This is a genomic window from Streptomyces sp. NPDC025806 (genome assembly GCF_055558275.1).
The window spans coordinates 78,889-102,785 of sequence record NZ_JBVHMU010000009.1; the positions used below are offsets into that span (position 1 = coordinate 78,889).

General features: G+C 73.1%; 20 protein-coding genes and 1 riboswitch. Of the genes, 17 read left to right on the plus strand and 3 right to left on the minus strand.

The features are described from left to right. Positions 1-57 precede the first annotated feature (57 nt). Positions 58-867, minus strand: a complete 810-nt coding sequence (locus tag ACZ4E1_RS21605) for an SAM-dependent methyltransferase (protein ID WP_467541471.1) — start codon at positions 865-867, stop codon at positions 58-60. Positions 868-1,027: 160 nt separating this feature from the next. Here ACZ4E1_RS21605 and ACZ4E1_RS21610 point away from each other — a divergent pair, with 160 nt between their 5' ends. Next, the gene (locus tag ACZ4E1_RS21610; RefSeq protein WP_467541473.1) at positions 1,028-1,876 is read left to right on the plus strand and encodes a GNAT family N-acetyltransferase; all 849 of its coding nucleotides are present in this window, start codon (positions 1,028-1,030) and stop codon (positions 1,874-1,876) included. Positions 1,877-1,938: 62 nt separating this feature from the next. Here ACZ4E1_RS21610 and ACZ4E1_RS21615 read toward each other — a convergent pair whose 3' ends face one another. Further along, complete coding sequence (locus ACZ4E1_RS21615; protein ID WP_467541934.1) at positions 1,939-4,059, minus strand: glycoside hydrolase family 3 N-terminal domain-containing protein; 2,121 nt, start codon at positions 4,057-4,059, stop codon at positions 1,939-1,941. Between the two features lie 356 nt (positions 4,060-4,415). Between ACZ4E1_RS21615 and ACZ4E1_RS21620 the strand changes: the two genes are divergently transcribed. The 13 genes from ACZ4E1_RS21620 to ACZ4E1_RS21680 all read left to right on the plus strand — a co-directional run bounded on the left by ACZ4E1_RS21620 (position 4,416) and on the right by ACZ4E1_RS21680 (position 18,971). Further along, the gene (locus tag ACZ4E1_RS21620; RefSeq protein ID WP_467541936.1) at positions 4,416-6,353 is read left to right on the plus strand and encodes an ABC transporter ATP-binding protein; all 1,938 of its coding nucleotides are present in this window, start codon (positions 4,416-4,418) and stop codon (positions 6,351-6,353) included. 31 nt (positions 6,354-6,384) lie between these two features. After that, positions 6,385-7,593, plus strand: coding sequence for a serine hydrolase domain-containing protein (locus ACZ4E1_RS21625; RefSeq protein ID WP_467541474.1), 1,209 nt, complete (start codon positions 6,385-6,387; stop codon positions 7,591-7,593). Between the two features lie 39 nt (positions 7,594-7,632). Then, positions 7,633-8,337: a TetR/AcrR family transcriptional regulator gene (locus tag ACZ4E1_RS21630; protein WP_467541476.1), complete on the plus strand. Its 705-nt coding sequence runs from the start codon at positions 7,633-7,635 to the stop codon at positions 8,335-8,337. Positions 8,338-8,493: 156 nt separating this feature from the next. Then, on the plus strand, positions 8,494-9,318 hold the full coding sequence (locus ACZ4E1_RS21635; RefSeq protein WP_467541478.1) for an IclR family transcriptional regulator: 825 nt from the start codon (positions 8,494-8,496) through the stop codon (positions 9,316-9,318). A gap of 80 nt (positions 9,319-9,398) precedes the next feature. After that, positions 9,399-10,265: an alpha/beta fold hydrolase gene (locus ACZ4E1_RS21640; RefSeq protein WP_467541480.1), complete on the plus strand. Its 867-nt coding sequence runs from the start codon at positions 9,399-9,401 to the stop codon at positions 10,263-10,265. A 134-nt stretch (positions 10,266-10,399) separates the two neighbouring features. Continuing rightward, positions 10,400-11,584, plus strand: coding sequence for an acyl-CoA dehydrogenase family protein (locus ACZ4E1_RS21645; protein WP_467541482.1), 1,185 nt, complete (start codon positions 10,400-10,402; stop codon positions 11,582-11,584). A gap of 13 nt (positions 11,585-11,597) precedes the next feature. After that, positions 11,598-13,253, plus strand: coding sequence for a steroid-22-oyl-CoA synthetase (gene casI, locus ACZ4E1_RS21650; protein WP_467541484.1), 1,656 nt, complete (start codon positions 11,598-11,600; stop codon positions 13,251-13,253). Between the two features lie 29 nt (positions 13,254-13,282). Further along, on the plus strand, positions 13,283-14,449 hold the full coding sequence (locus tag ACZ4E1_RS21655) for an acyl-CoA dehydrogenase family protein (protein ID WP_467541486.1): 1,167 nt from the start codon (positions 13,283-13,285) through the stop codon (positions 14,447-14,449). Then, complete coding sequence (locus ACZ4E1_RS21660; protein WP_467541488.1) at positions 14,446-15,408, plus strand: bifunctional MaoC family dehydratase N-terminal/OB-fold nucleic acid binding domain-containing protein; 963 nt, start codon at positions 14,446-14,448, stop codon at positions 15,406-15,408. Before ACZ4E1_RS21655 ends, ACZ4E1_RS21660 begins: the two co-directional genes overlap by 4 nt. Continuing rightward, positions 15,408-16,511, plus strand: coding sequence for an acyl-CoA dehydrogenase family protein (locus ACZ4E1_RS21665; protein WP_467541490.1), 1,104 nt, complete (start codon positions 15,408-15,410; stop codon positions 16,509-16,511). Before ACZ4E1_RS21660 ends, ACZ4E1_RS21665 begins: the two co-directional genes overlap by 1 nt. A 35-nt stretch (positions 16,512-16,546) precedes the next feature. Further along, on the plus strand, positions 16,547-16,948 hold the full coding sequence (locus ACZ4E1_RS21670) for a MaoC family dehydratase (protein ID WP_467541938.1): 402 nt from the start codon (positions 16,547-16,549) through the stop codon (positions 16,946-16,948). Beyond that, entirely contained in the window at positions 16,945-18,129 is a 1,185-nt protein-coding gene (locus ACZ4E1_RS21675) for a lipid-transfer protein (RefSeq protein ID WP_467541492.1), read from the plus strand. The genes ACZ4E1_RS21670 and ACZ4E1_RS21675 overlap by 4 nt, the downstream gene beginning before the upstream one ends. Further along, positions 18,126-18,971 carry a MaoC/PaaZ C-terminal domain-containing protein gene (locus ACZ4E1_RS21680; RefSeq protein ID WP_467541493.1) on the plus strand — a complete coding sequence of 282 codons (846 nt, stop codon included), beginning with the start codon at positions 18,126-18,128 and terminating at the stop codon, positions 18,969-18,971. Before ACZ4E1_RS21675 ends, ACZ4E1_RS21680 begins: the two co-directional genes overlap by 4 nt. Here the strand turns inward: ACZ4E1_RS21680 and ACZ4E1_RS21685 are convergent. Beyond that, a complete protein-coding gene (locus tag ACZ4E1_RS21685) occupies positions 18,968-19,822 on the minus strand; it encodes an endonuclease/exonuclease/phosphatase family protein (RefSeq protein ID WP_467541496.1) in 855 nt (284 codons plus the stop codon). The genes ACZ4E1_RS21680 and ACZ4E1_RS21685 overlap by 4 nt on opposite strands. Before the next feature lie 167 nt (positions 19,823-19,989). On the opposite strand from ACZ4E1_RS21685, the gene lpdA reads away from it, so the two are divergent. From lpdA to ACZ4E1_RS21700, 3 genes are all read left to right on the plus strand, one after another. Then, on the plus strand, positions 19,990-21,402 hold the full coding sequence (gene lpdA, locus ACZ4E1_RS21690; protein ID WP_467541940.1) for a dihydrolipoyl dehydrogenase: 1,413 nt from the start codon (positions 19,990-19,992) through the stop codon (positions 21,400-21,402). Between the two features lie 95 nt (positions 21,403-21,497). Then, positions 21,498-21,599: riboswitch (TPP riboswitch) on the plus strand. Positions 21,600-21,644: 45 nt separating this feature from the next. Further along, the gene (locus ACZ4E1_RS21695) at positions 21,645-22,988 is read left to right on the plus strand and encodes a purine-cytosine permease family protein (protein WP_467541498.1); all 1,344 of its coding nucleotides are present in this window, start codon (positions 21,645-21,647) and stop codon (positions 22,986-22,988) included. Positions 22,989-23,339: 351 nt separating this feature from the next. After that, entirely contained in the window at positions 23,340-23,852 is a 513-nt protein-coding gene (locus tag ACZ4E1_RS21700) for a transglycosylase SLT domain-containing protein (protein WP_467541500.1), read from the plus strand. Positions 23,853-23,897 lie beyond the last annotated feature (45 nt).

Genomic DNA, 23,897 nt, shown 5'->3' on the forward strand with positions numbered 1-23,897 from the left:
CATGTGTGATCTTCGCCATGTCGGCGTGGCGCGCCGCGCCCCGTCTCCCGGGGTCGCTCAGGGCTTGCGCCCGACCCCCGCGTACAGCGGCACCGGCGTCCCGTCGCGCACCTCGTCGACGCCGAGCTCCGGATGCCAGTCCGGGAGCCACACGATGCCCGGCGACAGCAGGTCCGTTCCCTCGAAGAACTTGGCCATCTCGGTGCGGGTGCGCGGCACGAGGGAAACCCCGCCGGCCTTGTACATCGCGACGGCCTCCCGGGTGCGCTCCGGGTCGAAGTCCGAGGCGAGCTGAGACAGTACGAGATGACTGCCCGACGGCAGCGCGTCGACGAGCGTGCGCACGATGTCGTACGCGCCCTCCTCGTCCGGGATGAAGTGCAGCAGCGCGATGAGCGAGAGCGCGACCGGCCGGTCGAGGTCGAGGATCTCCCGGGCCAGCGCCACGATCCGCCGGGGGTCGCGCGCGTCCGCCTGGAGGTAGCGGGTGACGCCCTCGGCGGTGCCGCGCAGCAGCGCCCCCGCGTGGGCGAGCACGATCGGGTCGTTGTCGACGTACACGACCGTCGCGTCAGGGTTCGCGGACTGCGCGATGCGGTGCAGGTTCGGCTCGGTGGGTATGCCCGTGCCGATGTCCAGGAACTGGCGGATCCCGAGCCGCCCGGCGAGCATGCGCGTCGCCCGCTGCATGAACCAGCGGTTGTGCCGCGCCCCGTACGGAGCCGTGGGCTCCATTTCGGTGATCTGCCGTCCGAGGGCCTCGTCCACGGGGTAGTTGTCCTTGCCGCCGAGATACCAGTCGTACACCCGCGCGGGATGCGGCTTGCTGGTGTCGATCCGGACGTCGGCGGGGGACGGTTCGGTCATGTCAACTCCCTTGTGAATACTGGTGGTTCGAAACCGCGTCCGGTCATCTTGCCGCAGGCATGTGACGACCGGGGAGTGATCGGGAAGGTCGGACCCTACACCCGGTCCGTGTCGGTGTGACGACACGCCGGCCACACCGTGACGAACAGGAGCAGCACGCATGCAGGACGACTCCCGGCGGCTCGACGTCGCCCCGGCCGCACCCGCCGACTGGGCGGTGGTCCACGGCTGGGCCGCCGCCGAGGGCTGGAACCCGGGGCTCGCGGACACGCCGAGCTTCTTCGCGCAGGATCCGGGGGGCTTCTTCCTGGGGCGCGTCGACGGCGAGCCCGCCTCCGCCGTCTCCGTCGTCAACTACGACGACGCCTATGCCTTCCTGGGCTTCTACCTCGTCCGGCCCGACCTGCGCGGCCGGGGCTACGGCATCGCCACCTGGCGCACTGGGCTCGCCCACGCCGGCACGCGCACGGTCGGTCTGGACGGAGTGGTCGACCAGCAGGACAACTACCGCCGCTCCGGATTCGACCTGGCCCACCGCACCGTCCGCTACACCGGCGTACCGCACCGGCCCGCGGGCCCGCGCCCGGACGGCATCGAGCCCGTCGGCGACCGGCTCCCGGAACTGCACGCGTACGACAGCGCCTGCCAGCCCGCGGACCGGCCCCGCTTCCTGGACTCCTGGCTCGCCACCGCCGGACACACCACCCTGGTACGGGTCACCGGCGGCCGGATTTCCGGGTACGGAGTCGTCAGGGCGGGCCGCGACATGCCGCGGATCGGGCCGCTGTTCGCCGACACGGCGGCGGACGCCGCCGCCCTCTTCGACGCGCTCGCGCCCGCCGACGGGCCCGTCGCGCTCGACGTGCCCGACGTGAACCGAGCCGCCGTCGCCCTCGCCGAGGCGCGCGGCCTCGCCGCCGGATTCGAGACCGCCCGCATGTACACCGGACCGGTCCGTCCCCACCGCGCCGAGTGTGTCTTCGGTGTCACCTCACTCGAACTCGGCTGACCCGGGAGTGACCTGGGGCGGGTGCCGAAAGTCCCGCCTGCCCCGCGGCGCCCGGCAACGCCCTACTCGACCGTGAGCGTCAGTCTGGCCCGTGCCGTCGAGCTCGTCCCGGTGTACAGGTCGAACACGCCCTCCTCCAGCAGGAATTCACCGTCCGGGTCGTTCGTCCAGAAGCCCAGCTCGGGCGCCCCGAACCGGAAGCGGACCGTGCGGGACGTGCCGGGCTCCAGTGTGACCCGCTCGAACCCGATGAGGCGGCGCACCGGCTGCGCGATGCTCGCCGCCCGGTCGTGCACGTACAGCTGCACCACCTCGTCGCCCGCGCGCCCGCCCGTGTTGCGCACGCTCACCGTGACCTCCACCTCGGCGCCGTCGCGCAGCTGGTCGGCCGCCACGGCGGCGCGGCTCAGCTCGGGTGTGCCGAGTCCGAACGTCGTGTAGCTCAGGCCGTGTCCGAACGGGAACTGCGGGGTGGACGGCAGGTCCAGGTACTTCGAGGTGTACTTGTTGTCGGGGTCGGCGGGGCGGCCCGTCGACTCGTGGTTGTAGTGCACCGGGAGCTGGCCCACCGTGCGCGGGAACGACACCGGCAGCCTGCCGCCCGGGTTCACCGTGCCGAACAGCACGTCCGCGATCGCCGGGCCCGCCTCCACGCCGGGATGCCAGGCCTCCAGGACGGCGGGGGCCGTGTCGAGCCAACCGCCGACGGTCAACGGCCGCCCGTTCACCAGGACCACGACGAACGGCCTGCCGGTCCGTGCGACGGCCGCGATCAACTCCTCCTGCGCGCCCGGCAGTCCGAGGTCGCTGCGCGCCGCCGCCTCACCGCTGAGCGCGGCCGGTTCGCCCACGACCACCACGGTCACCTCGGCCGCCCGCGCCGCCGCGACGGCCTCCGGGATCCCGGCCGTGTCGGCTCCGTCGGCGGCCACGCCCCGCGCGTACGTCACCCGTGCACCCGGCGCGGCCTCGCGCACCGCGTCCAGGAGCTTCGCCGCGGGGAAGCGCTTCGCCGCGGCGGGAACGGCCCAGGTCCCGAGCAGGTCGGCGGAGTTCGCGAACGGCCCCACCAGGGCGATCGAGGAGACCGAGCGCCGCAGCGGCAGCACCTCGCCGTCGTTCTTGAGCAGCACCATCGAGCGCGCGGCTGCCGTGCGCGCGGCCCGGCGGGCGGCGGGGGAGGGAGCGGTGATCTCCGCGGACTCCTTCACGTACGGCTCCTCGAACAGGCCGAGCGTGAACTTCAGCCGGAGCACCCGCGACACGGCGTCGTCGATCCGGCGCTGTGTGACGCGTCCGGCGTCGAGCAGGGCCCGGCCCTCCGTCAGCAGATGCGTACTGGTCATCTCCATGTCCACGCCCGCGTTCAGCGCGCGCCGCGCCGCGTCCGCGCCGTCCGCGGCGAAGCCGTGCGCGATCAGCTCCTGGACCCCCGCCCAGTCGCTGACGATCATTCCGTCGAAGCCCCACTCCTGGCGGAGGATGTCGGTGAGCGTGTGCGCGTTGCCGTGCGCCGGGACCCCGCCGATGGTGTTGAACGACGCCATCACCGTCTCCACGCCCGCCTCCACCGCCGCCTTGAACGGCGGCAGATAGAGATTGCGCAGCCGCGACTCCGACACGTCCACCGTGTTGTAGTCGCGCCCGCCCTCGGCGCCCCCGTACGCGACGAAGTGCTTGGCGCAGGCCGCGACGGTCCGCCCGTCGCGGTAGCCGTCGCCCTGGTAGCCCTCGACCTTGGCGGCCGCGAACCGCGAGGTCAGATACGGGTCCTCGCCGTCGCTCTCGGCGATCCGGCCCCAGCGCGGCTCGCGCGTGACGTCCATCATCGGCGAGAACACCCAGTGCACCCCGCACGAGCGGGCCTCCCGCGCCGACACCTCGGCGTCCGTGCGGGCCACTTCGGGGTCGAAGCTCGCCGCCTGCGCGAGCGGGATCGGGAACGTGGTCCAGCAGCCGTGGATGACGTCGAGGCCGAACAGGAGCGGGATGCCGAGCCGCGACTCCTCGACGGCGATGCGCTGCAGCGCGTTCGTCAGGGCGGCCCCCAGGACGCTGAGCACCGAGCCGAGCCGGCCCGCGCGCGCCGCCTCCTCGACCTCCTTCGTCTCGCCCGCACCCGGATTGAGCTCCCACGACCACGGCAGCTGCTGCAACTGCCCGAGCTTCTCCTCGAACGTCATCCGGCGCAGCAGCGCGCGCACTTCGTCGTCGTGGGGGCCGCGCCGTGCCCTGCGGGCCGAACGCGCCGCGACGGACGCGCGGGCCGCCGGGGCGGCGACGACGGCACCGGCCGCCGCCGTGACGCCGAGCGCGGACAACAGCGTGCGCCTGCCGAGCTGGGGCATCCGAAGGCTTCCCGTCGGTCGGTTCCGGTGGTCACCCACCCCGCAAAAGGGGTGAATTCGGTGCGAAGGTATGGTCCGGCCGCGGCGTGGTCAAGGGAGCCTCGCCGGGCGCCGCGCGGCTCGTCCGAGGGGGCGCCCGCCGTTTTCTTGACCTCAACATTGGTTGAGGTCGTAGCGTCATCGGCATGAGCATGGAGACCACAGCCTGGACGCAGCTGCACAGCGTCATGAACGCCCAGAACGGCGGACCCGACCGCCGCCCCTTCGACCGCGCGACCCTGCGCCGGATCGCCGCCTTCGCCCGGCCGCACCGCAGACGCATCGCCCAGTTCGTCCTGCTGAGCATCGTCACCGCGCTGCTCGCCGTGGCCACCCCGGTGCTCGCCGGGGACGTCGTCAACAGCATCGTGAAGGGCCACGACCAGGGGCACGTCGTACGCATCGCCCTGCTGATCGCCGTCATCGCGCTCGCCGAGGCCGGCATCGGACTCCTCGCGCGCTGGCTCTCCGCGAACCTCGGCGAGGGCCTCATCCTCGACCTGCGCACCGCCGTCTTCGACCACGTGCAGCGCATGCCCGTCGCCTTCTTCACCCGCACCCGCACCGGCGCGCTCGTCAGCCGCCTCAACAACGACGTCATCGGGGCCCAGCGCGCCTTCAGCAACACCCTGTCCGGCGTCGTCGGCAACGTGGTCACCCTGATCCTGACCCTCGCCGTCATGCTCACCCTCTCCTGGCAGATCACCCTTCTCGCGCTGCTCCTGCTGCCCGTCTTCGTGCTGCCCGCCCGCCGCATGGGCTCCCGCATGGCCCGGCTCCAGCGCGAGGCCGCCGCCCACAACGCCGCGATGGGCACCCGTATGACCGAGCGGTTCTCCGCCCCCGGCGCCACGCTCATCAAGCTGTTCGGACGCCCCGAGGACGAGTCCGCCGAGTTCGCCGAGCGGGCCGCCCGGGTGCGGGACATCGGCGTACGGACCGCCATGGCGCAGTCCGCGTTCATCACCGCCCTGACCCTCGTCTCGGCCCTCGCCCTCGCGCTCGTCTACGGACTCGGCGGCTACTTCGCGCTCGACGGCACCCTGGAGGCCGGCGCCGTCGTCTCCCTAGCCCTGCTCCTTACCCGGCTCTACGCCCCGCTGACCTCCCTGGCCGGCGCCCGCGTCGAGGTCATGAGCGCGCTGGTCAGTTTCGAGCGGGTCTTCGAGGTCCTCGACCTGAAGCCGCTCATCGACGAGAAGCCGGACGCCCGCGCGGTGCCCGAGGGGCCGGTGGCCGTCGAGTTCGACGAGGTGCGCTTCGGCTACCCGTCCCCCGACAAGGTCTCCCTCGCCTCCCTGGAGGAGGTCGCCTCGCTCGACACCCGCGGCGGCGCCGAGGTCCTGCACGGCGTCTCCTTCCGCGCCGAACCCGGCCAGACCGTCGCCCTCGTCGGCTCCTCCGGCGCCGGCAAGTCCACCGTCGCCCAACTCCTGCCCCGCCTCTACGACACCGACTCCGGCTCCGTGCGCATCGGCGGCGTCGACGTACGGGACCTGACCGCGAGCTCGCTGCGGGCCACCCTCGGCATGGTCACCCAGGACGGCCACCTCTTCCACGACACCGTCCGGGCCAACCTGCTGCTCGCCCGCCCGGACGCCACCGAGGAAGAACTGCGCGACGTGCTGCGCCGGGCCCGGCTCGACGCCCTCGTCGCGTCCCTGCCCGACGGACTCGACACCGTGGTCGGCGAACGCGGCTACCGGCTCTCCGGCGGCGAGCGCCAGCGCATGACCATCGCCCGCCTCCTGCTCGCCCGACAGCGCGTCGTCATCCTCGACGAGGCCACCGCCCACCTCGACAACACCTCCGAGGCCGCTGTCCAGGAGGCGCTCGCCGAGGCGCTCGCGGACCGCACCGCCCTCGTCATCGCCCACCGGCTGTCCACGATCCGCTCCGCCGACCAGATCCTCGTCGTCGAGGACGGACGCATCGTCGAACGCGGCACCCACACCGAGCTCCTCGCCGTCGAGGGGCGCTACGCGGACCTGTACCGCACCCAGTTCGCGGGGGAGGAGCAGCACACGTCGCCGCAGTCCGCGCCGCATCCCTTGCCGGACCGAACCGCTGGTGTCACCATTGGTTCATAATTCGGGGCGGGCGACGGAGGGGCGGGGCGCGATGCGCGGCACGAAGAGGAACCGGGCGGTCGCGGGAGCCGCCGCCGTGGGTCTGGCGGCCGGCGCCGCCTGGCTGTGGCGCAACCAGGGCACGCTCGCGATGTCCCGGCCCCTCAACGAGTGGACGTTCACGCACATGGCGGCGCTCATGCCGACCGACACCGTGACCCGCGCCGCGACCCCGCACCCCCTCCCGCGCCGGCCGCTCCCGCTCGACTGCACCTACACGTACGGCGGTCGGACCCGCACCCTCGACGAGCTGCACCGGCGCACCTGGACCACCGGGTTCGCCGTGCTGCACCGCGGCGAGCTGGTGCACGAGTCGTACCCCGGCCGCTTCGCCGGGCCCGACGCGCGCTTCCAGCTCTTCTCCGTCACCAAGTCCGTGACCTCCCTGCTCACCGGCATCGCCCTGGAGGAGGGCGCGCTCGACGGCCTGGACCGCACCGCGGTCTCGCTCGTCCCCGAGCTCGCCGGATCCGCGTACGACGGGCCGACCGTCGGCGACCTGCTCGACATGTGCAGCGGCGCCGGCGGCGTCGAGGACTACGCGGACCCGCACGCGCCGATCAGCCGGTTCGAGCGGGCCGTCACCGGCGGCGGCTCGGTCCTCGACGTCATCCGCTCCCTGCCCCGCACCGCCGAACCGGGCACGGTCTTCAACTACTCCACGCTCGACACCCAGGTCCTCGGCTGGGCCCTCGAAGCGGCGACCGGCACCCCGCTGGCCCGCTACGCGACCGAGCGCCTGTGGCAGCCGATGGGCGCCGAGCACGACGCCTACTACTTCCTCACCCGGGCCCGCCCCCGTACCGCGCTCGGCGGCGGCTCCCTCAACGCCTCCGTCCGCGACCTTCTGCGGCTCGGCGCCCTGCTCGCCGCAGGAGGCAAGCGGGGCGGACGCCAGATCGTGCCCGTCGACTGGATCGAGCGAGGCCGCACCGCCGGGCGCCCCCACCTCCAGGTCGGCGCCCTCGGCCCCGACCTGCCCGCCCACTACGGCTACACGAACCAGTGGTGGACCCTCGGCGGCCCGCACCGCGCGTTCACCGGGCGCGGTATCTACGGCCAGTACCTGTGGATCGACCCCGCCGCCGACGTCGTGATCGTGAAGACCGGCGCCTGGCCCGTCGCCGACGACGACGCGCTCGACGCCGAGACCGTCGCCGCCCTGACCTCGCTCGTGACCTGGCTCGACGCCCGCGACTGACCCCGCGGGCCGTCGGACCCGGTCGCTAGGATGACCCGCATGACGCAACCGGGGACGCCCGAGGGGACCGGGCCCCGCGCACGGCGTGGCCGCCCCCCGACCACGTCGCTCAACCAGCAGGTCGTCCTGGACGCCGCCCTCGCCCTCGTCGAGCGCGAGGGCCCCGACGCGCTCACTCTGCGCCGGCTCGGCGCGGACCTCGGCGCCAACCACACCGCTGTACTGCGCCACTTCTCCGGCAAGGACGAGATCCTGCGCGGCCTCGCCGAGCGGCTCATCGAGGAGGCCCTCGACGGGTTCGCGCCCGCCGCCGACTGGCGGGCCACCCTGGAGTCGCTGGCCCGCCGGGTGCGCGCCGCCTGCCGCGCCCACCCCCAGGTCGCCGTCCTCGTCGCCTCCCGCGTCTCCCGCCGCACCGCCGAGTTCCGGGGCGCCGACGTCGTCATCGGCGCCCTGCGCCAGGCCGGCTTCGACGACCGCGAGGCCGCCCGCTACTACCGCTCCCTGGTCCAGACGGCGCTCGCCGTCTCCTCCTACGAGGCCGCGTTCGCCGCGCTCGACAGCCGGGCCCGCGAGGGCGACCGGCTCGCCTGGCGCCGCGAGTACCTCGCCGTGCCGCCCGCGACCTACCCCCACCTCGCCGCGGCCGCCCCCTACTTGGCCGAGGCGGACGAGGACGACCAGTTCGAGACGACCCTGTCCCTGCTCCTCGACGCGGTCGAACTCAGGGCCTCCCGCACCTGACCCGAGGCCCCGCGAGCCGCTGTCCCGCTGAGCGGGAAAGCGCGTTGCGGGCACCTTCCTGCGGTCCTGACCTGCTGCTAGAACTCGGAAAACGGACGCCGTTCCAGGCCGGCGTTCCGACATCCCGCACCCCGCATCTTCCGCATGGAGGGCCTCATGACGGTTGTCGACACCGAGCCCGTGGCGCAGGCGCCCGCCCGCTCGGAGCTGCCGCCGTCGATGGTCGAGCGCATGACGCTGATCATGGACGCGTTCACCGACCGGACGACCCGGCTGACCCTGGAGGACGTGGCACGCCGCACCAGCCTGCCCCGCTCCACCGCCCACCGGATCCTCGAACAGCTCGTCCGGCTCCGCTGGCTCGATCACACCCGCTCCGGCTACGGCCTCGGCCGCCGCGCCCTCGGACTCGGCGGCGACGGAGCCCACGCCGACATCCGCTCCGCAGCGGCCGGCCGCCTGCACGAACTCCAGATCCGTACCGGACTCGTCGTCCACCTCGCGGTGCTCGACGAGGCGGAGGTGCACTACCTCGACAAGGCCGGCGGCCCGTTCGCCGCGCACGTGCCCTCCTGGGTCGGCGGCCGGGTGCCCGCCCACGCGACCGCACTCGGCAAGGCCATGCTCGCCGGCCTCGAACCCGAGGAGGCCGAGGCCCGCCTCGACTCCGTCCGCGAGCGTCCGCCCGCCCGCGCCGGCGCCGTCCCGCCGAAGCTGCACCAGGAGCTGAACCGGATCCGGCGCCGCCAGGGCCTCGCCTTCGAGTACGGCGCCTACTTCCCCGGCATCGCCTGCGTCGCGGCGCCCGTGCAGGGCCCCGCGGGACCGGTGGCGGCGATCTCCCTCGCGGGCGAGGTCCGGGCCCCGCTCGACCGGGTCGCCCCGCTCGTCCTCGACGCCGCCCGACAGGTCTCCTGCGACCTGTACCCGAGCTCCGAGCGGGCCGCGGGTCCCGGCCGGCCGGACGCTCCGTCCCGCTGATCGGGACGGCCCCGACCGCCGGGCCGCCACCCCTGGCACCGTTCGCGCTGACGACCCCAGGAACGGCGGAGGCGAGGCAGATGACGGAGCTGACCCACGAGTCCACCTTGCGTGAACTCGTCACCGAGCAAGGAGTGTTGCGCTACCACGAGGCCGGGGACGGGCCGCCGCTCGTCCTCCTGCACGGCTCCGGCCCCGGCGTCACCGGCTGGCGCAACTACCGCGGCAACCTCGCCGCGTTCGCCGAGCACTTCCGCTGCCTGGTCCTGGAGCTGCCCGGCTTCGGGGTCAGCGACCCCGTCGAGGGCCACCCCATGGCGACCGCGTCCGCGGCCCTGGAGCGGTTCCTCGACGCGCTGGGCCTGGAGCAGGTCGACGTCATCGGGAACTCCATGGGCGGCATCGTCGGCACCCAGTTCGCCCTGAAGCACCCCGACCGGGTCGGCCGGCTCGTCACCATCGGCGGCATCGGCCGCAACCTGTACAGCCCGGGCCCCGGCGAGGGCATCCGGCTGCTCAGCGAGTTCACCGACGACCCCACCCGCGAGGGCCTGATCCGCTGGCTGCGCTCGATGGTGTTCGACCAGAGCCTCGTCACCGAGGAACTCGTGGAGGAACGCTGGCAGTTGGCCGTCGAACCCGACGCGCTCGCCACCGCGCGCTCCATGTACGGCAGCGCCGCCTTCGCCGCGATGGCAGCCGCCGCCGCGGCCTCCGACGAACCCCCGTACTGGGCCGTCCTGCACCGGCTGAAGGCGAAGACCCTCATCACCTGGGGCCGGGACGACCGGGTCAGCCCGGTCGACATGTCGATCGTCCCCATGCGCACCATCCCGGACGCCGAACTCCATGTGTTCCCCGAGTGCGGCCACTGGGTGATGATCGAGCAGAAGGCCGCCTGGGAGAGCGCGGTCCTCGCCTTCCTGACCCGCAAGGACCCGGCCTGACCAGGGTCCTGACCTGCAAGGACCCGGCCTGACCCGGCCCGGCGCGGCCTGAAGCGACCGGCCGCCGACGGGGCGGCCCCGCGCCTCCCCTTTCCGCTTTCTCGCCCCCCTTCGCAAGGAAGTAGTGATCCGCCATGTCCAATCCGGTTCTGGACGCCGTCGTCGAGCGCGCCGAGGAGATCGGCGCGCTCGGTCCCGCCAACGAGACACTCGGTCGCCTCGACGACCAGGCCGCCAAGGCCCTGCGCGAGACCGGCGCCATCCGCATGCTTCAGCCGAAGACGCACGGCGGACTCGAGCTGCACCCCCGCGAGTTCGCCGAGACGATCATGAAGATCGCCTCCTGCGACGGAGCCACCGGCTGGGTCTCCGGCGTCGTCGGCGTGCACCCCTGGGAGATGGCCATGGCCGACCCCAAGGTCCAGGACGAGGTGTGGGGCACCGACCCCGACACCTGGATCGCCTCCCCGTACGCGCCGATGGGCCTGCTGCGGCCGGTCGACGGCGGCTACGTCTTCAACGGGCACTGGCAGTTCTCGTCCGGCACCGACCACTGCGACTGGATCTTCCTCGGCGCCTTCCTGGCCGACGAGGACGGCGCCATGCTGAACCCGCCGCGGGCCATGCACGCCATCCTGCCCCGCGCCGACTACGAGATCGTCGCCGACTCCTGGGACGTCGTCGGCCTGCGCGGCACCGGCAGCAAGGACATCGTCGTCCGTGACGCCTTCGTCCCCGAGTACCGCGTCATCGACTTCCAGGACGTCATCGACGGCCGGCTCGCCAAGGAGCGCGGCCTCACCAACCCCATGTACCACCTGCCGTTCTCGGCCGCGTTCCCGCTCGGCATCACCGCCTCCGTCATCGGCATCTGCGAGGGCGCCCTCGCCCACCACCTCGCCTACCAGCGCGACCGCGTGCAGATCACCGGCACCGCCGTCCGCGACGACCCGTACGTCCTCTACGCGGTCAGCGAGGCCGCCGCCGAGATCGCCGCCTCCCGCTCCGCGCTGCTCGACAACGTCTGCCGCGTGTACGACATGGTCGAGGCGGGCGAGACCGTCGACTTCGCCCGGCGCGCCGCCGGACGCCGGATCCAGACCAGTGCCGCCTGGCGGGCCGTGCGCGCCGTCGACGAGATCGTCGCCCGCTCCGGTGGCAACGCGATGCGCAACGACAACCCCCTCCAGCGGTTCTGGCGCGACGCCCACGTCGGCCTCACACACGCCATCCACGTGCCCGGCTCCGTCTACCACGCCGCCGCGCTCACCGACATCGGCGTCGAGCCCCCGCAGGGCCCGATGCGCTCGATGATCTGACGGGGACGTCGAGTTGACCCACGACACCATCGCCGGCCTGCTGCTCGCCCGCACCGGCGACACCCGGCCCGGACTGCTCACCCGCGAGCGGACCTGGACCTGGGACGCGGTCGTCCGGGAGAGCGCGGCCCGCGCCGCGCTCGCCCGGACCCTGCGCACCGAAGGGCCCTTCCACCTCGGCGTCCTGCTCGACAACGTGCCGGAGTACCTGTTCTGGCTCGGCGGCGCCGCCCTCGCGGGGGCCGCCGTGGTCGGCATCAACCCGACCCGGCGCGGCAGCTACCTGGAAGAGGAGGTCCGGCACACCGACTGCCAGGTGATCGTCACCGACCGGGCCGGACGCGCGCTGCTCGACGGCCTCGACGTCGGCGTGCCGCCCGAGCGCTTCGTCCTCGTCGACGACCCGGCGTACGCGGACCGGGTCGCGGCACACGCCTGCGAACCGGCCCGCGACCCGGCCGTCGACGCGGCGACCCGGATGCTGCTCCTGTTCACGTCCGGCACCACGGGCGCGTCCAAGGCGGCGCTCTGCTCGCAGGGCCGCCTCGCCGGCCTCGGCCACGCCAACGCCGCCAAGTACGACGTGACCCGCGACGACATCTGCTACTGCCCGATGCCGCTCTTCCACGGCAACGCGCTGATGGCCCTGTGGGCCCCGGCTCTCGCCGCGGGCGCCGCCGTCGCGCTCACCCCGAAGTTCTCGGCGTCCGGATTCCTGCCCGACGTACGGCACTTCGGCGCCACCTTCTTCACCTATGTCGGCAAGGCGATCGCCTACGTCCTCGGGCAGCCCGCCCGCGACGACGACGCCGACAACCCCCTGACCCACGCCTTCGGCACCGAGGCGTCCCCCGAGGACAAGGCCGCCTTCCTCAGCCGCTTCGGCTGCCGGCTCGTCGAGGGCTACGGCTCCAGCGAAGGCGCCGGCATGCTGAGACAGGCGCCCGAAGGACCGCCGACCGCGCTCGGCGTGCCCGCGCGCGACGGTGTGCGGATCGTCGACCCGCAGACCCGCGCCCCGTGCCCGCCCGCCCGGCTCGACGCGCACGGCCGGGTGCTCAACCCGGAGGAGGCCATCGGCGAGATCGTCGACACCGAGGGCGCCGACCGCTTCGAGGGCTACTACAAGAACCCCGCCGCCAACGCCGAACGCGTCCACCACGGCTGGTACTGGACCGGCGACCTCGGCTACGTCGACGAGGCCGGCTGGTTCTACTTCGCCGGACGCTCCGGCGACTGGATCCGCGTCGACGGCGAGAACACCTCGGCCCTCCTGGTCGAACGCGTCCTGCGCCGCCACCCCGACGTGCTCGCCGCGGGCGTCTTCGGCGTACCCGACCCGCGCAGCGGCGACCAGGTCATGGCCGCGATCGAGATCCCCGAGGGCCGCCGCTTCGAGGACCTGTTGCTCCCCGAGTTCCTCACCGGACAGGAGGACCTCGGCACCAAGGGCGTCCCGCGCCACGTCCGCGTCTCGCACGCCCTGCCCGCCACCGGGTCCAACAAGCTCCGCAAGAAGGAGATGCAGTCCGAGGGCTGGCGCACCACCGACCCCGTCCACCGCTGGACGGGCCGCGGCGCACCCGCGTACGCGCTCATGTCGGACGCGGACAAGGCGGCACTGCGCGAGGAGTTCCTGGCCAACGGCCGCGCCCGCTTCCTGCCCTGACGAGAACCGACACGCGAGTGGAGAACGAGATGGACCTGCGCGAGAGCGCCGCACAGCGTGCGCTGCGCCGGGAACTGCGGGCGTACTTCGCGGCCCTGCTGCCCGAGGACGAGCGGCGCAGGGTCGGCGAGGAAGGGGTGGGCGGCGGCCGGTTCCGCGAGGTCGTGGCCCGGCTCGGCGCCGACGGCTGGCTCGGCCTCGGCTGGCCCGTCGAGTACGGCGGCCAGGGGCGCTCCGCCGAGGACCAGTACGTGTTCTTCGACGAGGTCCAGCGGGCCGGGCTGCCCTTCCCGTTCGTCACCGTGAACACGGTCGGCCCGACCCTCATGGAGTACGGCACCGAGGAGCAGAAGAGGCGGTTCCTGCCCGGCATCCTCGCCGGAGAGACCGTCTTCGCCATCGGCTACACGGAGCCGGGCGCGGGTACCGATCTCGCCTCCCTCACCACCCGCGCGGTCCGCGACGGGGACGACTTCGTCGTGGACGGCGCCAAGGTCTTCACCAGCGGCGCCAACACCGCCGACCACATCTGGCTCGCCGCCCGCACCGACCCGGACGCGCCCCGGCACCGGGGCATCTCCGTGCTCATCGTGCCGACCGACGCCGAAGGCTTCTCCTGGAGCCCGATCCGGACCGTCGGCGGCATGACCGTCACCGCCACCTACTACAGCGGCGTCCATGTTCCGGCCGACTCCGTCGTCGGCGCCGTGCACGGCGGCTGGCGCCTGATGACCGCCCAGCTCAACCACGAGCGCATCGGCCTCGCGGCCCTGGGGGGCCGCACCCTCCAGCTCTGGGAACAGGTCCTCGACTGGGCGAAGGCCAACGGCATGGCCGAACTGCCCTGGGTCCGCCAGGAGTTCGCCCGCACCCACGCCCGCCTCGAAGCCATGCGCCTGATGAACTGGAAGATGACCGACGCCGTCGCCCGCGGCGCGCTCACCGGCGCCGACGCGGGCGCCGCCAAGGTCTACGGCACCGAGACCCACATCGACGTACAGCGGTCTCTGAGCCAGATCCTCGGCGCCGCCGGACGGATCCGCCCCGAGTCACCCGGCGCGGTCCTCGCCGGACAGGTCGAGCAGCTGTCCCGGCAGAGCATCGTCAACACCTTCGGCGGCGGCGTCAACGAGGTCCTGCGCGACATGGCCGCCACCCAGGGACTCGGCCTGCCCCGCGAGAGGCGCACCGCGTGAGCGCCGAGCCGGACAGCGCGTACGAGGCCCGCCTCCAGGCCTTCACCGGACGCGTCCTGAGCGAGCCGACGCCCGGCCAGGACCCCGTGAACCAGCCGATGATCCGGCACTGGGCCGAGGCCATGGGCGACACCAACCCCGTCTACACCGACGCGGAAGCCGCCCGCGCCACCGGCCGGGACGGCGTCGTCGCCCCCGCCTCGATGGTGCAGGCCTGGACGATGCGCGGCTACACCGCGACCGTCGCGCCGCGGCCCGGCCGCAGCGACTACGACGAACTGGTCGAGCTGCTCGACGAGGGCGGCTACACGTCCGTGGTGGCGACCGACTCCGAGCTGGAGTTCGTCCGCGAACTCGTGCCCGGCGACGAGGTGTCTGTCGCCGAGGTCGTCGAGTCCATCTCCGAGGAGAAGCGGACCGGCCTCGGCGCCGGCCGCTTCGTCACGACCCTCAAGACCTACCGTGACCAGCACGGCGAGGTCGTCGCCACCCAGCGCTGGCGCACCCTGCGCTTCCGCCCCGTGGCCCCCGACACCGCCCGCCCGGCCCGCGCCCTGCGCCCGCGCCCGGCGGTCAACCGCGACAACGCCTTCTGGTTCGAGGCAGCCAAGGACCACCGGCTGCTCATCCAGCGCTGCGCCGACTGCAAGGTGCTGCGGCATCCGCCCGGCCCCTGCTGCCCGCACTGCGGCTCCCTGGAGTGGGACACCGTGCAGGCCTCGGGGCGCGGTCGCGTCCACAGCTTCACCGTCAACCACCACCCGCGGCACCCGGCGTTCCAGTACCCGCTGGTCGTCGCCCTCGTCGAACTCGCCGAGGGCACCCGGCTGATCACCGACCTCACCGGCATCGCCCCCGAGGACGTCGAGATCGACCTGCCCGTCGTCCTCGACTGGCTCGACGCCGACCCCGACCTGTCCCTGCCGGTGTTCCGGCCCGCCACGACGGAGGCCCGCTGATGGATTTCTCCCTGGGAGAAGAACTCGAAGCCCTGCGGGACCTGGCCCGTGAGATCTTCACCGACCGGGCCACCCCGGACCGGCTGCGCGCCGTCGAGACCTCGGACAGCCGCACCGACGAGGAGCTCTGGCACACCCTCGCGGCGTCCGGCCTGCTCGCCGCCCCGCTGCCCGAGGCGGCCTGCGGCGCGGGCCTGGACCTGCCCGCGCTCTGCGTGCTCCTGGAGGAACAGGGCCGCCGCGTCGCGCCCGTCCCCCTGTGGCCCGCCGTCCTCGGCGCCCTGACCCTTGCCGCCCACGGCGGCTGTGTACCGCTGTCCTCGCTCGCCGACGGCAGCGCCCGGGTCACCCTGGCCCTGGAGGAGTTCGGACCGGCCGACCCGCGCGCACCCCGTACGACGACGGCCCGCCCCGACGAGGACGGCTGGCGACTCCACGGCACCAAGGCCGTCGTGCCCGCACCCGCCGGCGCCGGGCACGTCCTGGTGAGCGCCGCCACCGACGCCGGACCGGGGCTGTTCCTGCTCGCCGCCGACGCGCCCGGCGCGACCTGGACGCCCGCCGAGACCACCACCCACGACCGCAGCGCCCACCTCGACCTCGACGGCGCCCGCGCCCAGGCCGTCGGAGCGCCCGGCGATGGCGTCGTGGAGCGGCTCGTGGACCAGGCCTCCGTCGCCCTCGCCGCCCTCCAACTCGGCGTCGCACAAGGAGCGTTGGAGCACGCCGCCGCGCACCTCACGGCCCGCGAGCAGTTCGGCCGCCCCCTGGCCGCCTTCCAGGCCGTCCGGCACCAGCTCGCCGACTGCCTCATCGACATCGAGGCGATGCGCGTGACCCTGTGGCAGGCGGTCACCGCGCTCGCCGACGGGGAAGGAGGAGCCGAACAGGCCGTGCTCGTCGCCAAGTGGTGGGCCGGGGACGGCGGCGCCGACGTCGTGCACCGGGTCCAGCACGTGCACGGCGGCCTCGGCGTCGACACCGGCTACCCCGTCCACCGGCACTTCCTGTGGGGCCGGCAGATCTCCACCACCCTCGGCGGCCCCGGCGCGGGCCTCGCCCGGCTCGGCGACCTCCTCGCCGCCCAGGAGGTGCCCGCGTGACCGCCCCGGCCGCCCCCAGCAGAACGTACGACGACGTGACGGTCGGCGAGACGCTGCCGCCGCTGGAGATCCCCGTCACCCGGAGCCTGATCGTCGCGACGGCCCTGGCGAGCCGCGACTACCAGGACGTGCACCACGACCCCGAACTCGCCCGCGCGCGCGGTTCGAAGGACATCTTCATGAACATCCTCACCACGAACGGACTCGTCGACCGGTATGTCACCGGCTGGGCCGGACCGGGAGCCGTCGTCCGCGCCCTCCGCATCCGCCTCGGAGCGCCCAACTACCCGGACGACACCATGGTGTTGACCGGCACCGTCGTCACCAAGTCGGACGCGGGCCGGCGCGTGGAGATCGCGGTGCGCGGCACCAACAGCCTCGGCGCCCACGTCACCGGCACCGTCACCGTGTCTCTCCCCGCCGGAGCCGGACAGTGACCGGCGGGAGCCCGTTGTCGGGCCGCGCCGCCATCGCGGGTATCGGCGCCACCGAGTTCTCCAAGGACTCCGGCCGCAGCGAACTCCAGCTCGCCTGCGAGGCGGTGCTCGCCGCGCTCGCCGACTCCGGGCTCACGCCCGCCGACGTCGACGGCCTCGTCACCTTCACCGCCGAGACCAACTCCGAGATCCACGTGGCCCGTAACACGGGCATGGGCGAGGTCACCTTCTTCTCACGCGTCGGCTACGGCGGCGGCGCCGGCTGCGGCACCGTGCAGCAGGCCGCCATGGCCGTCGCCACCGGCGCAGCCGAAGTCGTCGTCTGCTACCGGGCGTTCAACGAACGCTCCGGCGAGCGGTACGGGCTCGGCCAGGCGGACCGGGCCCTCGACAGCAGCGCCGACCGGGCCGCGTACGCCTGGATGACCCCCTTCGGACTCAACACGCCCGCCCAGTGGGTCGCCCTGTTCGCCCGCCGCTACCAACACGAGTACGGGGCGACGAGCGAGGACTTCGGCCGCGTCGCCGTCGTCGACCGCAAGCACGCCGCGACCAACCCCGCCGCCTGGTACTACGAGCGGCCCATCACCCTCGCCGACCACCAGGCCTCCCGCTGGATCGCCGAACCGCTGCGGCTCCTCGACTGCTGCCAGGAGACCGACGGCGGCCAGGCCCTCGTGATCGTCTCCGCCGAACGCGCCCGCGACCTGCCGCACCCCCCGGCCGTGATCCGCGCCGCCGCGCAGGGCCTCGGCGACGACCAGCACATGATGACCAGCTACTACCGGCCGAAGATCAGCGGCATCCCCGAAATGGGCCTGGTGGGGCGGCAGTTGTACGCGCAGAGCGGGCTGCGGCCCGACGACGTCGACGCCGCGATCCTCTACGACCACTTCACGCCGCTGGTCCTGCCGCAGCTGGAGGAGCTCGGCTTCTGCGGCACCGGCGAGGCCAAGGACTTCATCGCCGACGGCCATCTCGAACTCGGCGGACGGCTGCCCACCAACACGCACGGCGGCCAGCTCGGCGAGGCCTATCTGCACGGCATGAACGGCATCGCCGAAGGGGTCCGCCTCGTGCGCGGCACCTCCGTCAACCAACCCGACGGCGTCGGCCACGTGCTCGTCACGGCCGGCACCGGCGTCCCCACCAGCGGTCTCGTCCTGGGAGTCGACCGATGAACGCACCCGTGTCCGCACCGACCGGCGCCGACTGGCGCGGCCACGCCCTCGGCAGCCGCACCGTCGGCTACACCGAACGCGACGCGATCCTCTACGCGCTCGCCGTCGGCGCCCGCGCCGACGAGCTCGACCTCGTGTACGAGGACCGCCTGCGGGTCCTGCCCACCTTCGCGCTCACCCTCGCCCAGTGGGCGCCCGACGCGTTCGGCTCCGCGGGCGCCTTCGACGTGACGACCGCCGTGCACGGCGCGCAGCGCCTCACCGTGCGCCGCGCCCTGCCGCGCAGCGGCGAACTCACCATGACGGCACGGGTGTCGCAGGTGTGGGACAAGGGCGCCGCCGCCGTCTACGAGGTCGAGGTGGAGAGCGAGTTCTTCGTGGCGACCTGGTCCCTCTTCGCCCCGGGACGCGGCAGCTTCGGCGGCGAGCGCGGCCCCTCAGCGCCGCGCCCGTCCGACACCGCCCCCGACCACCGCGTCACCGTGCCCACGCACGCCGAACAGGCCGCGCTCTACCGCCTGCTGGGCGACCGACACGCCATGCACATCGACCCCGGGGCCGCCCGGGCCGCCGGTATGCCTCGCCCGTTCCTGCACGGCCTGTGCACGCTCGCCGCGACGACCCTCCCGCTCGCCCGCACCCTGGGCGCTCACCCCGCCGACCTGGAGACCCTGGAGGCCCGCTTCTCGGCCCCGGTGTTCCCCGACGACCGGCTGCTCGCGGAGTGCCGGACGGACGGCCCGCGCGCCCTGACGTTCACCGCGTCCGACGCCGAACGGGGGAGCGCGGTCCTGTCAGGTGGCCGGGCCGCCTTCCGTACGGAGGACCGAAGGGATTGCTAGACATCCGGCCCGAGGTCGGCGTGGACGGCGTCGTGGTCCGAGTACCGGCTCGGATGGACGCCGTGCCCACGCGCCGCGATCCCGCGCAGGAAGACGTGGTCGAAGGTGCTGTGCCAGTCCGTCGTGGTGGCACAGCCCGCCGTGGGGGAGGGGCCGCACTCGGGCGCCGCGTTCCGGGCCACCTTCCACAGGGGGCGCAGCTCGGGCGACTCGGGCACGGCGTTGAAGTCGCCGAGCACGACCGTGTGCGCGTACCGCGAGACGGCCGTCGCGAGGAAACGGACCTGGCCCGCCCGGACCGACTCCTGGCTGCGCTGGGCGAGATGCGTGTCGAAGACGCGCACGGGCCGGCCACCCACCACGGTCGTGACGGCCAGATAGCCGCGGTCCTCGGAGCCGCCGTCCGGGTACTCCGCCGTCCTGCGCTCCGTCATCGGCTCCGCGGACAGGATCGCCTGCCCGAAGCCGCCCGGCCGCCACGGCAGCCCGCCGCACCGCCCCCAGTTGCGCAGCACCGGCCCGTACGCCACGTGGTAGCGCAGCCCGTACAGGCGCTCCAGGTGGTCCCGGATCCGCTCGACGTCCCGCGCGCACGCCTCCTGGAAGCCGATGACCTGCGGCGCGTACGCGGCGATGTGCGCTGCCCGCCCGACGGCGAGTTCGGGTCCGCCGCAGGGATTGCACAGGTTCCACGTCATCACCCGGCCCTCGACGACGTCCGTGGGCGCGCCCGGCGGCAGCGCGGGCCGGGCGACGAGCGTTCCGGCGGGCGCGCTCGGACCGAGCAGCAGCAGGGCGAGCACGCACAGGACGATCGCGAGCGACCGCCCATGCCTGACGGACCGGAACACCGTTCGCCTCCCCCTGCCATGTCCGACCGTGAAGTCCGACGACTGTGATGTCCGACGCTGTCGAGGGTATGCGCCTCATCGCGGTGGTGGCCGACCCGTCGGAGCGGCAGAATCCGACACGGCGGGCGATCCCCGCGACGGACGAGGCTATGAAAGAGGACATGGTCATGGTGGAGCAGGACGAGCGGTTCGACGTGGTCGTACTGGGAGCGGGACCCGGCGGATACGTGGCCGCGGTCCGTGCGGCCCAGCTCGGCAAGCGGGTCGCGGTCGTCGAGGAGAAGTACTGGGGCGGCGTCTGTCTGAACGTGGGCTGCATCCCCACCAAGGCCCTGCTGCGCAACGCGGAACTGGCCCACATCTTCCACCACGAGGCGAAGACCTTCGGCATCAAGGTCGACGGCCAGGTCACCTTCGACTACGGCGAGGCCTTCACCCGCAGCCGCAAGGTCGCCGACGGCCGCGTCAAGGGCGTCCACTACCTGATGAAGAAGAACAAGATCGCGGAGTTCGACGGCCGCGGCACCTTCCTCGACGCGCACACCCTCCAGGTCGCCGGGTCCGACGGCACGACCCGCACCATCGGTTTCGAGCACTGCATCATCGCCACCGGCGCCACGCCCCGGCTGCTGCCCGGCACCCGGCGCAGCGAACGCGTCGTCACCTTCGAGGAGCAGATCCTCGCCGACGAGCTGCCCCGCTCGATCGTCATCGCCGGCGCGGGCGCGATCGGCATCGAGTTCGCGTACGTGCTGCACCAGTACGGCGTGAAGGTGACGATCGTCGAGTTCCTCGACCGGATGGCGCCCCTGGAGGACGCCGAGGTGTCGGCCGAACTGGCCCGCCAGTACCGCAAGCTGGGCATCGACGTGCTGACGTCGACCCGGGTCGACGCCATCGACGAGTCCGGCCCCGACGTCCAGGTCACCGTCACCGGCAAGGACGGCGCCCAGCAGGTCCTCACCGCCGACAAGGTCCTCCAGGCCATCGGCTTCGCACCCAACGTCACGGGCTACGGCCTGGAGGGCACCGGTGTCGCGCTCACCGAGCGCGGCGCGATCCAGGTCGACGGCTTCTGCCGCACCTCGGTGCCGCACATCTACGCCATCGGCGACGTCACCGCCAAGCTGATGCTCGCGCACACCGCCGAGGCGATGGGTGTCATCGCCGCCGAGACGCTCGCCGGCGCCGAGACGATGGAGCTCGACTACGCGATGATCCCGCGGGCCACCTACTGCCAGCCGCAGATCGCCAGCTTCGGCTACACGGAGGCGCAGGCCCGCGACCTCGGCTACGACGTGAAGGTCGCCAAGTTCCCCTTCATGGCGAACGGCAAGGCGCACGGCCTCGGCGACACCAACGGCTTCGTCAAGCTCATCAGCGACGCCACGCACGGCGAGCTCATCGGCGGGCACCTGATCGGCCCGGACGTCACCGAGCTGCTGCCGGAACTGACGCTGGCCCAGCAGTGGGACCTCACCGTCCACGAGGTCGCCCGCAACGTGCACGCGCACCCGACGCTGGGCGAGGCCGTGAAGGAGGCCGTGCACGGACTCGCGGGCCACATGATCAACATGTGACGCGCCCCGGAGGCCGGCATCGCTGACCGGAGTGTGGGACGGAGCCGGGGCGGCTTCGTCCCCCGCCCGGTCAGCGGCTAGTGTTCGCTCCCGTACTGCCCGACACGGGGTGCTCCCGCACATGCGACGGAGCTGAGATCACACCCGTAGAACCTGAACCAGTTAGCACTGGCGGAGGGATGTCAGCGATGTCGATACCGCATGTCTCGAGCGAGCCCCGGAGCGCCGCCTTTGACGGGCGGATGCCCACCGCGCCGGGGGACTGGCGCCCCGAGGCGCGCGGCATCGCGCCCGTCCCCGAGGAGCACCGCTACGGCGGCGCAGGCCGCCTGTTCACCGTCTGGTTCGCGCCGAACCTGACGATGAGCGGTGTCTTCACCGGCACGGTCGGCATCGCCCTCGGCCTCGACTTCGCGACCGCGCTGGCCGCCGTCGTCCTCGGCACGGTCCTCGGCGCGATCCCCACCGCCTACCTCGGCACCTGGGGCAGCCGCACCGGCGCCGGACAACTGCCGCTCGCCCGGCTCGCGTTCGGGCGCGGGGTCGTGGTCCCCGGCGCGCTCCAGTGGCTGTCGTCCATCGCCTGGGACGCGCTCATCGGCCTGTTCGGCGGCGACGCGCTCGCCCGGCTGTGCGGCTGGCCGTTCTGGCTCGGCGCCCTGGTGATGATGGGCGCGCAGGGGCTGCTCGGCGCGTTCGGCTACGAGGCTATCCACCGCCTGCAGAAGTGGATGACGGCCGTCCTCGCGGTCGCCTTCTGCGCCCTGGCCCTGCGTCTCGCCGACGCGGGCGTCACCCCCGCGTCCCACGGCGCCGCACAGGGCGCCGACCGGATGGGCGCGTTCGTCCTCACCACCACCGTCGCGCTCAGCCTGTCCGTCTCCTGGGCCCCGTACGCGAGCGACTTCAGCCGCTACCTCCCGCGCACCACGTCCCCGTCCCGCATGTTCTGGTGCACGCTCGCCGGCATCGTCGTCTCCTTCACCGCGGTCGAGGCGCTCGGACTGGGGGGCGCCTCCGTCTTCACCGACCAGACCGCCCAGGGCGTCGACACCCTCCTCGGCGGAGGCGTCGTCGGCTCGCTCGGGCTGCTGGCCGTCGCGCTGGCCGCCCTGTGCAGCAACGCGATGAACGACTACAGCGGCTCGCTCGCCCTCCAGGTCGTCGGCGTCCGGCTGCCCCGCCCGCTCGGCGCCGCGCTCGCCGCACTCCTCGGCTTCCCGCTCGTCCTGTGGATGCACGCCGCCGACACCGCGGCCCGCTTCCAGAACGTGCTCCTGTTCGTCGGCTACTGGATCCCCGGCTTCGTCGCCGTCGTCCTCGTCGACTGGTTCGCCCGCCGCCGGGCCCGCGACGGGGCGCCCGTGGACCTCGCGGCGGAGGAGAGCCGGCCGCAGCCCGTGCTCCCCGCTCTGATCGCCTTCGCCGGATCCTTCGCCGCCACCGTGCCGTTCATGGACACCGCCCTCTATGTGGGACCTGTCGCCGAGGCGCTGCACGGCGCCGACCTCGGCTACTACGTGGCCTTCGTAGTCGCTCTTGTCCTCTATGTCCCGGTCCGGCTCCGCAGGCGCGCCGAGGTCTGATCCACCCCGTCCGGCCATGCCCACTGAAAGCGGGACAAATCCCGAAATTGCGCAGGTCAGGGGACTGGTGCCGCGCGATGCGGGGAGGAAAAGGGCGGATCGGACACGGCTGTGTGAGCCGCGCCATGTGACCTGCGCCATCTACGGACCCGGATAGTAGCCGGAGGCCGTGGCCGCGTCCTGCTCCACCTCGCGGAGACGTCCGTTTACTGCGTAGTCGGGTAGTACGTCACACCTTTGCGTCCTGTGCGGACCGCCCCTAAAGCTGTGCGTCGTTCCAGGCAGCAGCCGGGACGGCAGAACGGCGGAACCTCCGCCGGAGCCTCACGACGCACCAGGGAGTTCCCCCGCATGAACCTCAAGCGCACCCGGACCGGCGCCGCCCGCACCTCTCGCCTTCCGCGCTTCTCCGTCGCCGGTATCGCCGGTGCCGGCGCCGTGGCCGCCGCGCTCACCCTGGTCCCCACCACCGCGCAGGCCGCCGAGCCCGCCGCCGCCCCCGCCTCGGTGACGACGGCGTCCCTCGTCGCCGCCAAGGGCTACGCGAACAACCTCGACGGCTGGATCCGCGAGTCCCTCGACATCATGGCCGCCAAGGGCATCCCCGGTTCGTACGACGGCCTCTACCGCAACATCATGCGCGAGTCCTCCGGCAACCCGCTGGCCCAGAACAACTGGGACATCAACGCGATCAACGGCACCCCGTCCATCGGTCTGCTCCAGGTGATCCAGCCGACCTTCGACGCCTACCACGTCGAGGGCACTGCCTACTCCCTCACCGACCCGGTCGCCAACATCACCGCCGCCGCGAACTACGCCGCCGACCGCTACGGCTCGATCGACAACGTCTTCGGCGCGTACTGAGCCGACGGCACGGGGGCGAGGCACGACCCGGGACGACGACGCGGG

Bases quoted from the DNA above. Each gene is read 5' to 3' on its own strand.
- ACZ4E1_RS21605 (WP_467541471.1), bottom strand. From the start codon at position 867: ATGACCGAACCGTCCCCCGCCGACGTCCGGATCGACACCAGCAAGCCG.
- ACZ4E1_RS21610 (WP_467541473.1), top strand. From the start codon at position 1,028: ATGCAGGACGACTCCCGGCGGCTCGACGTCGCCCCGGCCGCACCCGCC.
- ACZ4E1_RS21615 (WP_467541934.1), bottom strand. From the start codon at position 4,059: ATGACGTTCGAGGAGAAGCTCGGGCAGTTGCAGCAGCTGCCGTGGTCG.
- ACZ4E1_RS21620 (WP_467541936.1), top strand. From the start codon at position 4,416: ATGGAGACCACAGCCTGGACGCAGCTGCACAGCGTCATGAACGCCCAG.
- ACZ4E1_RS21625 (WP_467541474.1), top strand. From the start codon at position 6,385: ATGCGCGGCACGAAGAGGAACCGGGCGGTCGCGGGAGCCGCCGCCGTG.
- ACZ4E1_RS21630 (WP_467541476.1), top strand. From the start codon at position 7,633: ATGACGCAACCGGGGACGCCCGAGGGGACCGGGCCCCGCGCACGGCGT.
- ACZ4E1_RS21635 (WP_467541478.1), top strand. From the start codon at position 8,494: ATGACGGTTGTCGACACCGAGCCCGTGGCGCAGGCGCCCGCCCGCTCG.
- ACZ4E1_RS21640 (WP_467541480.1), top strand. From the start codon at position 9,399: ATGACGGAGCTGACCCACGAGTCCACCTTGCGTGAACTCGTCACCGAG.
- ACZ4E1_RS21645 (WP_467541482.1), top strand. From the start codon at position 10,400: ATGTCCAATCCGGTTCTGGACGCCGTCGTCGAGCGCGCCGAGGAGATC.
- ACZ4E1_RS21655 (WP_467541486.1), top strand. From the start codon at position 13,283: ATGGACCTGCGCGAGAGCGCCGCACAGCGTGCGCTGCGCCGGGAACTG.
- ACZ4E1_RS21665 (WP_467541490.1), top strand. From the start codon at position 15,408: ATGGATTTCTCCCTGGGAGAAGAACTCGAAGCCCTGCGGGACCTGGCC.
- ACZ4E1_RS21680 (WP_467541493.1), top strand. From the start codon at position 18,126: ATGAACGCACCCGTGTCCGCACCGACCGGCGCCGACTGGCGCGGCCAC.
- lpdA (WP_467541940.1), top strand. From the start codon at position 19,990: ATGGTGGAGCAGGACGAGCGGTTCGACGTGGTCGTACTGGGAGCGGGA.
- ACZ4E1_RS21695 (WP_467541498.1), top strand. From the start codon at position 21,645: ATGCCCACCGCGCCGGGGGACTGGCGCCCCGAGGCGCGCGGCATCGCG.
- ACZ4E1_RS21700 (WP_467541500.1), top strand. From the start codon at position 23,340: ATGAACCTCAAGCGCACCCGGACCGGCGCCGCCCGCACCTCTCGCCTT.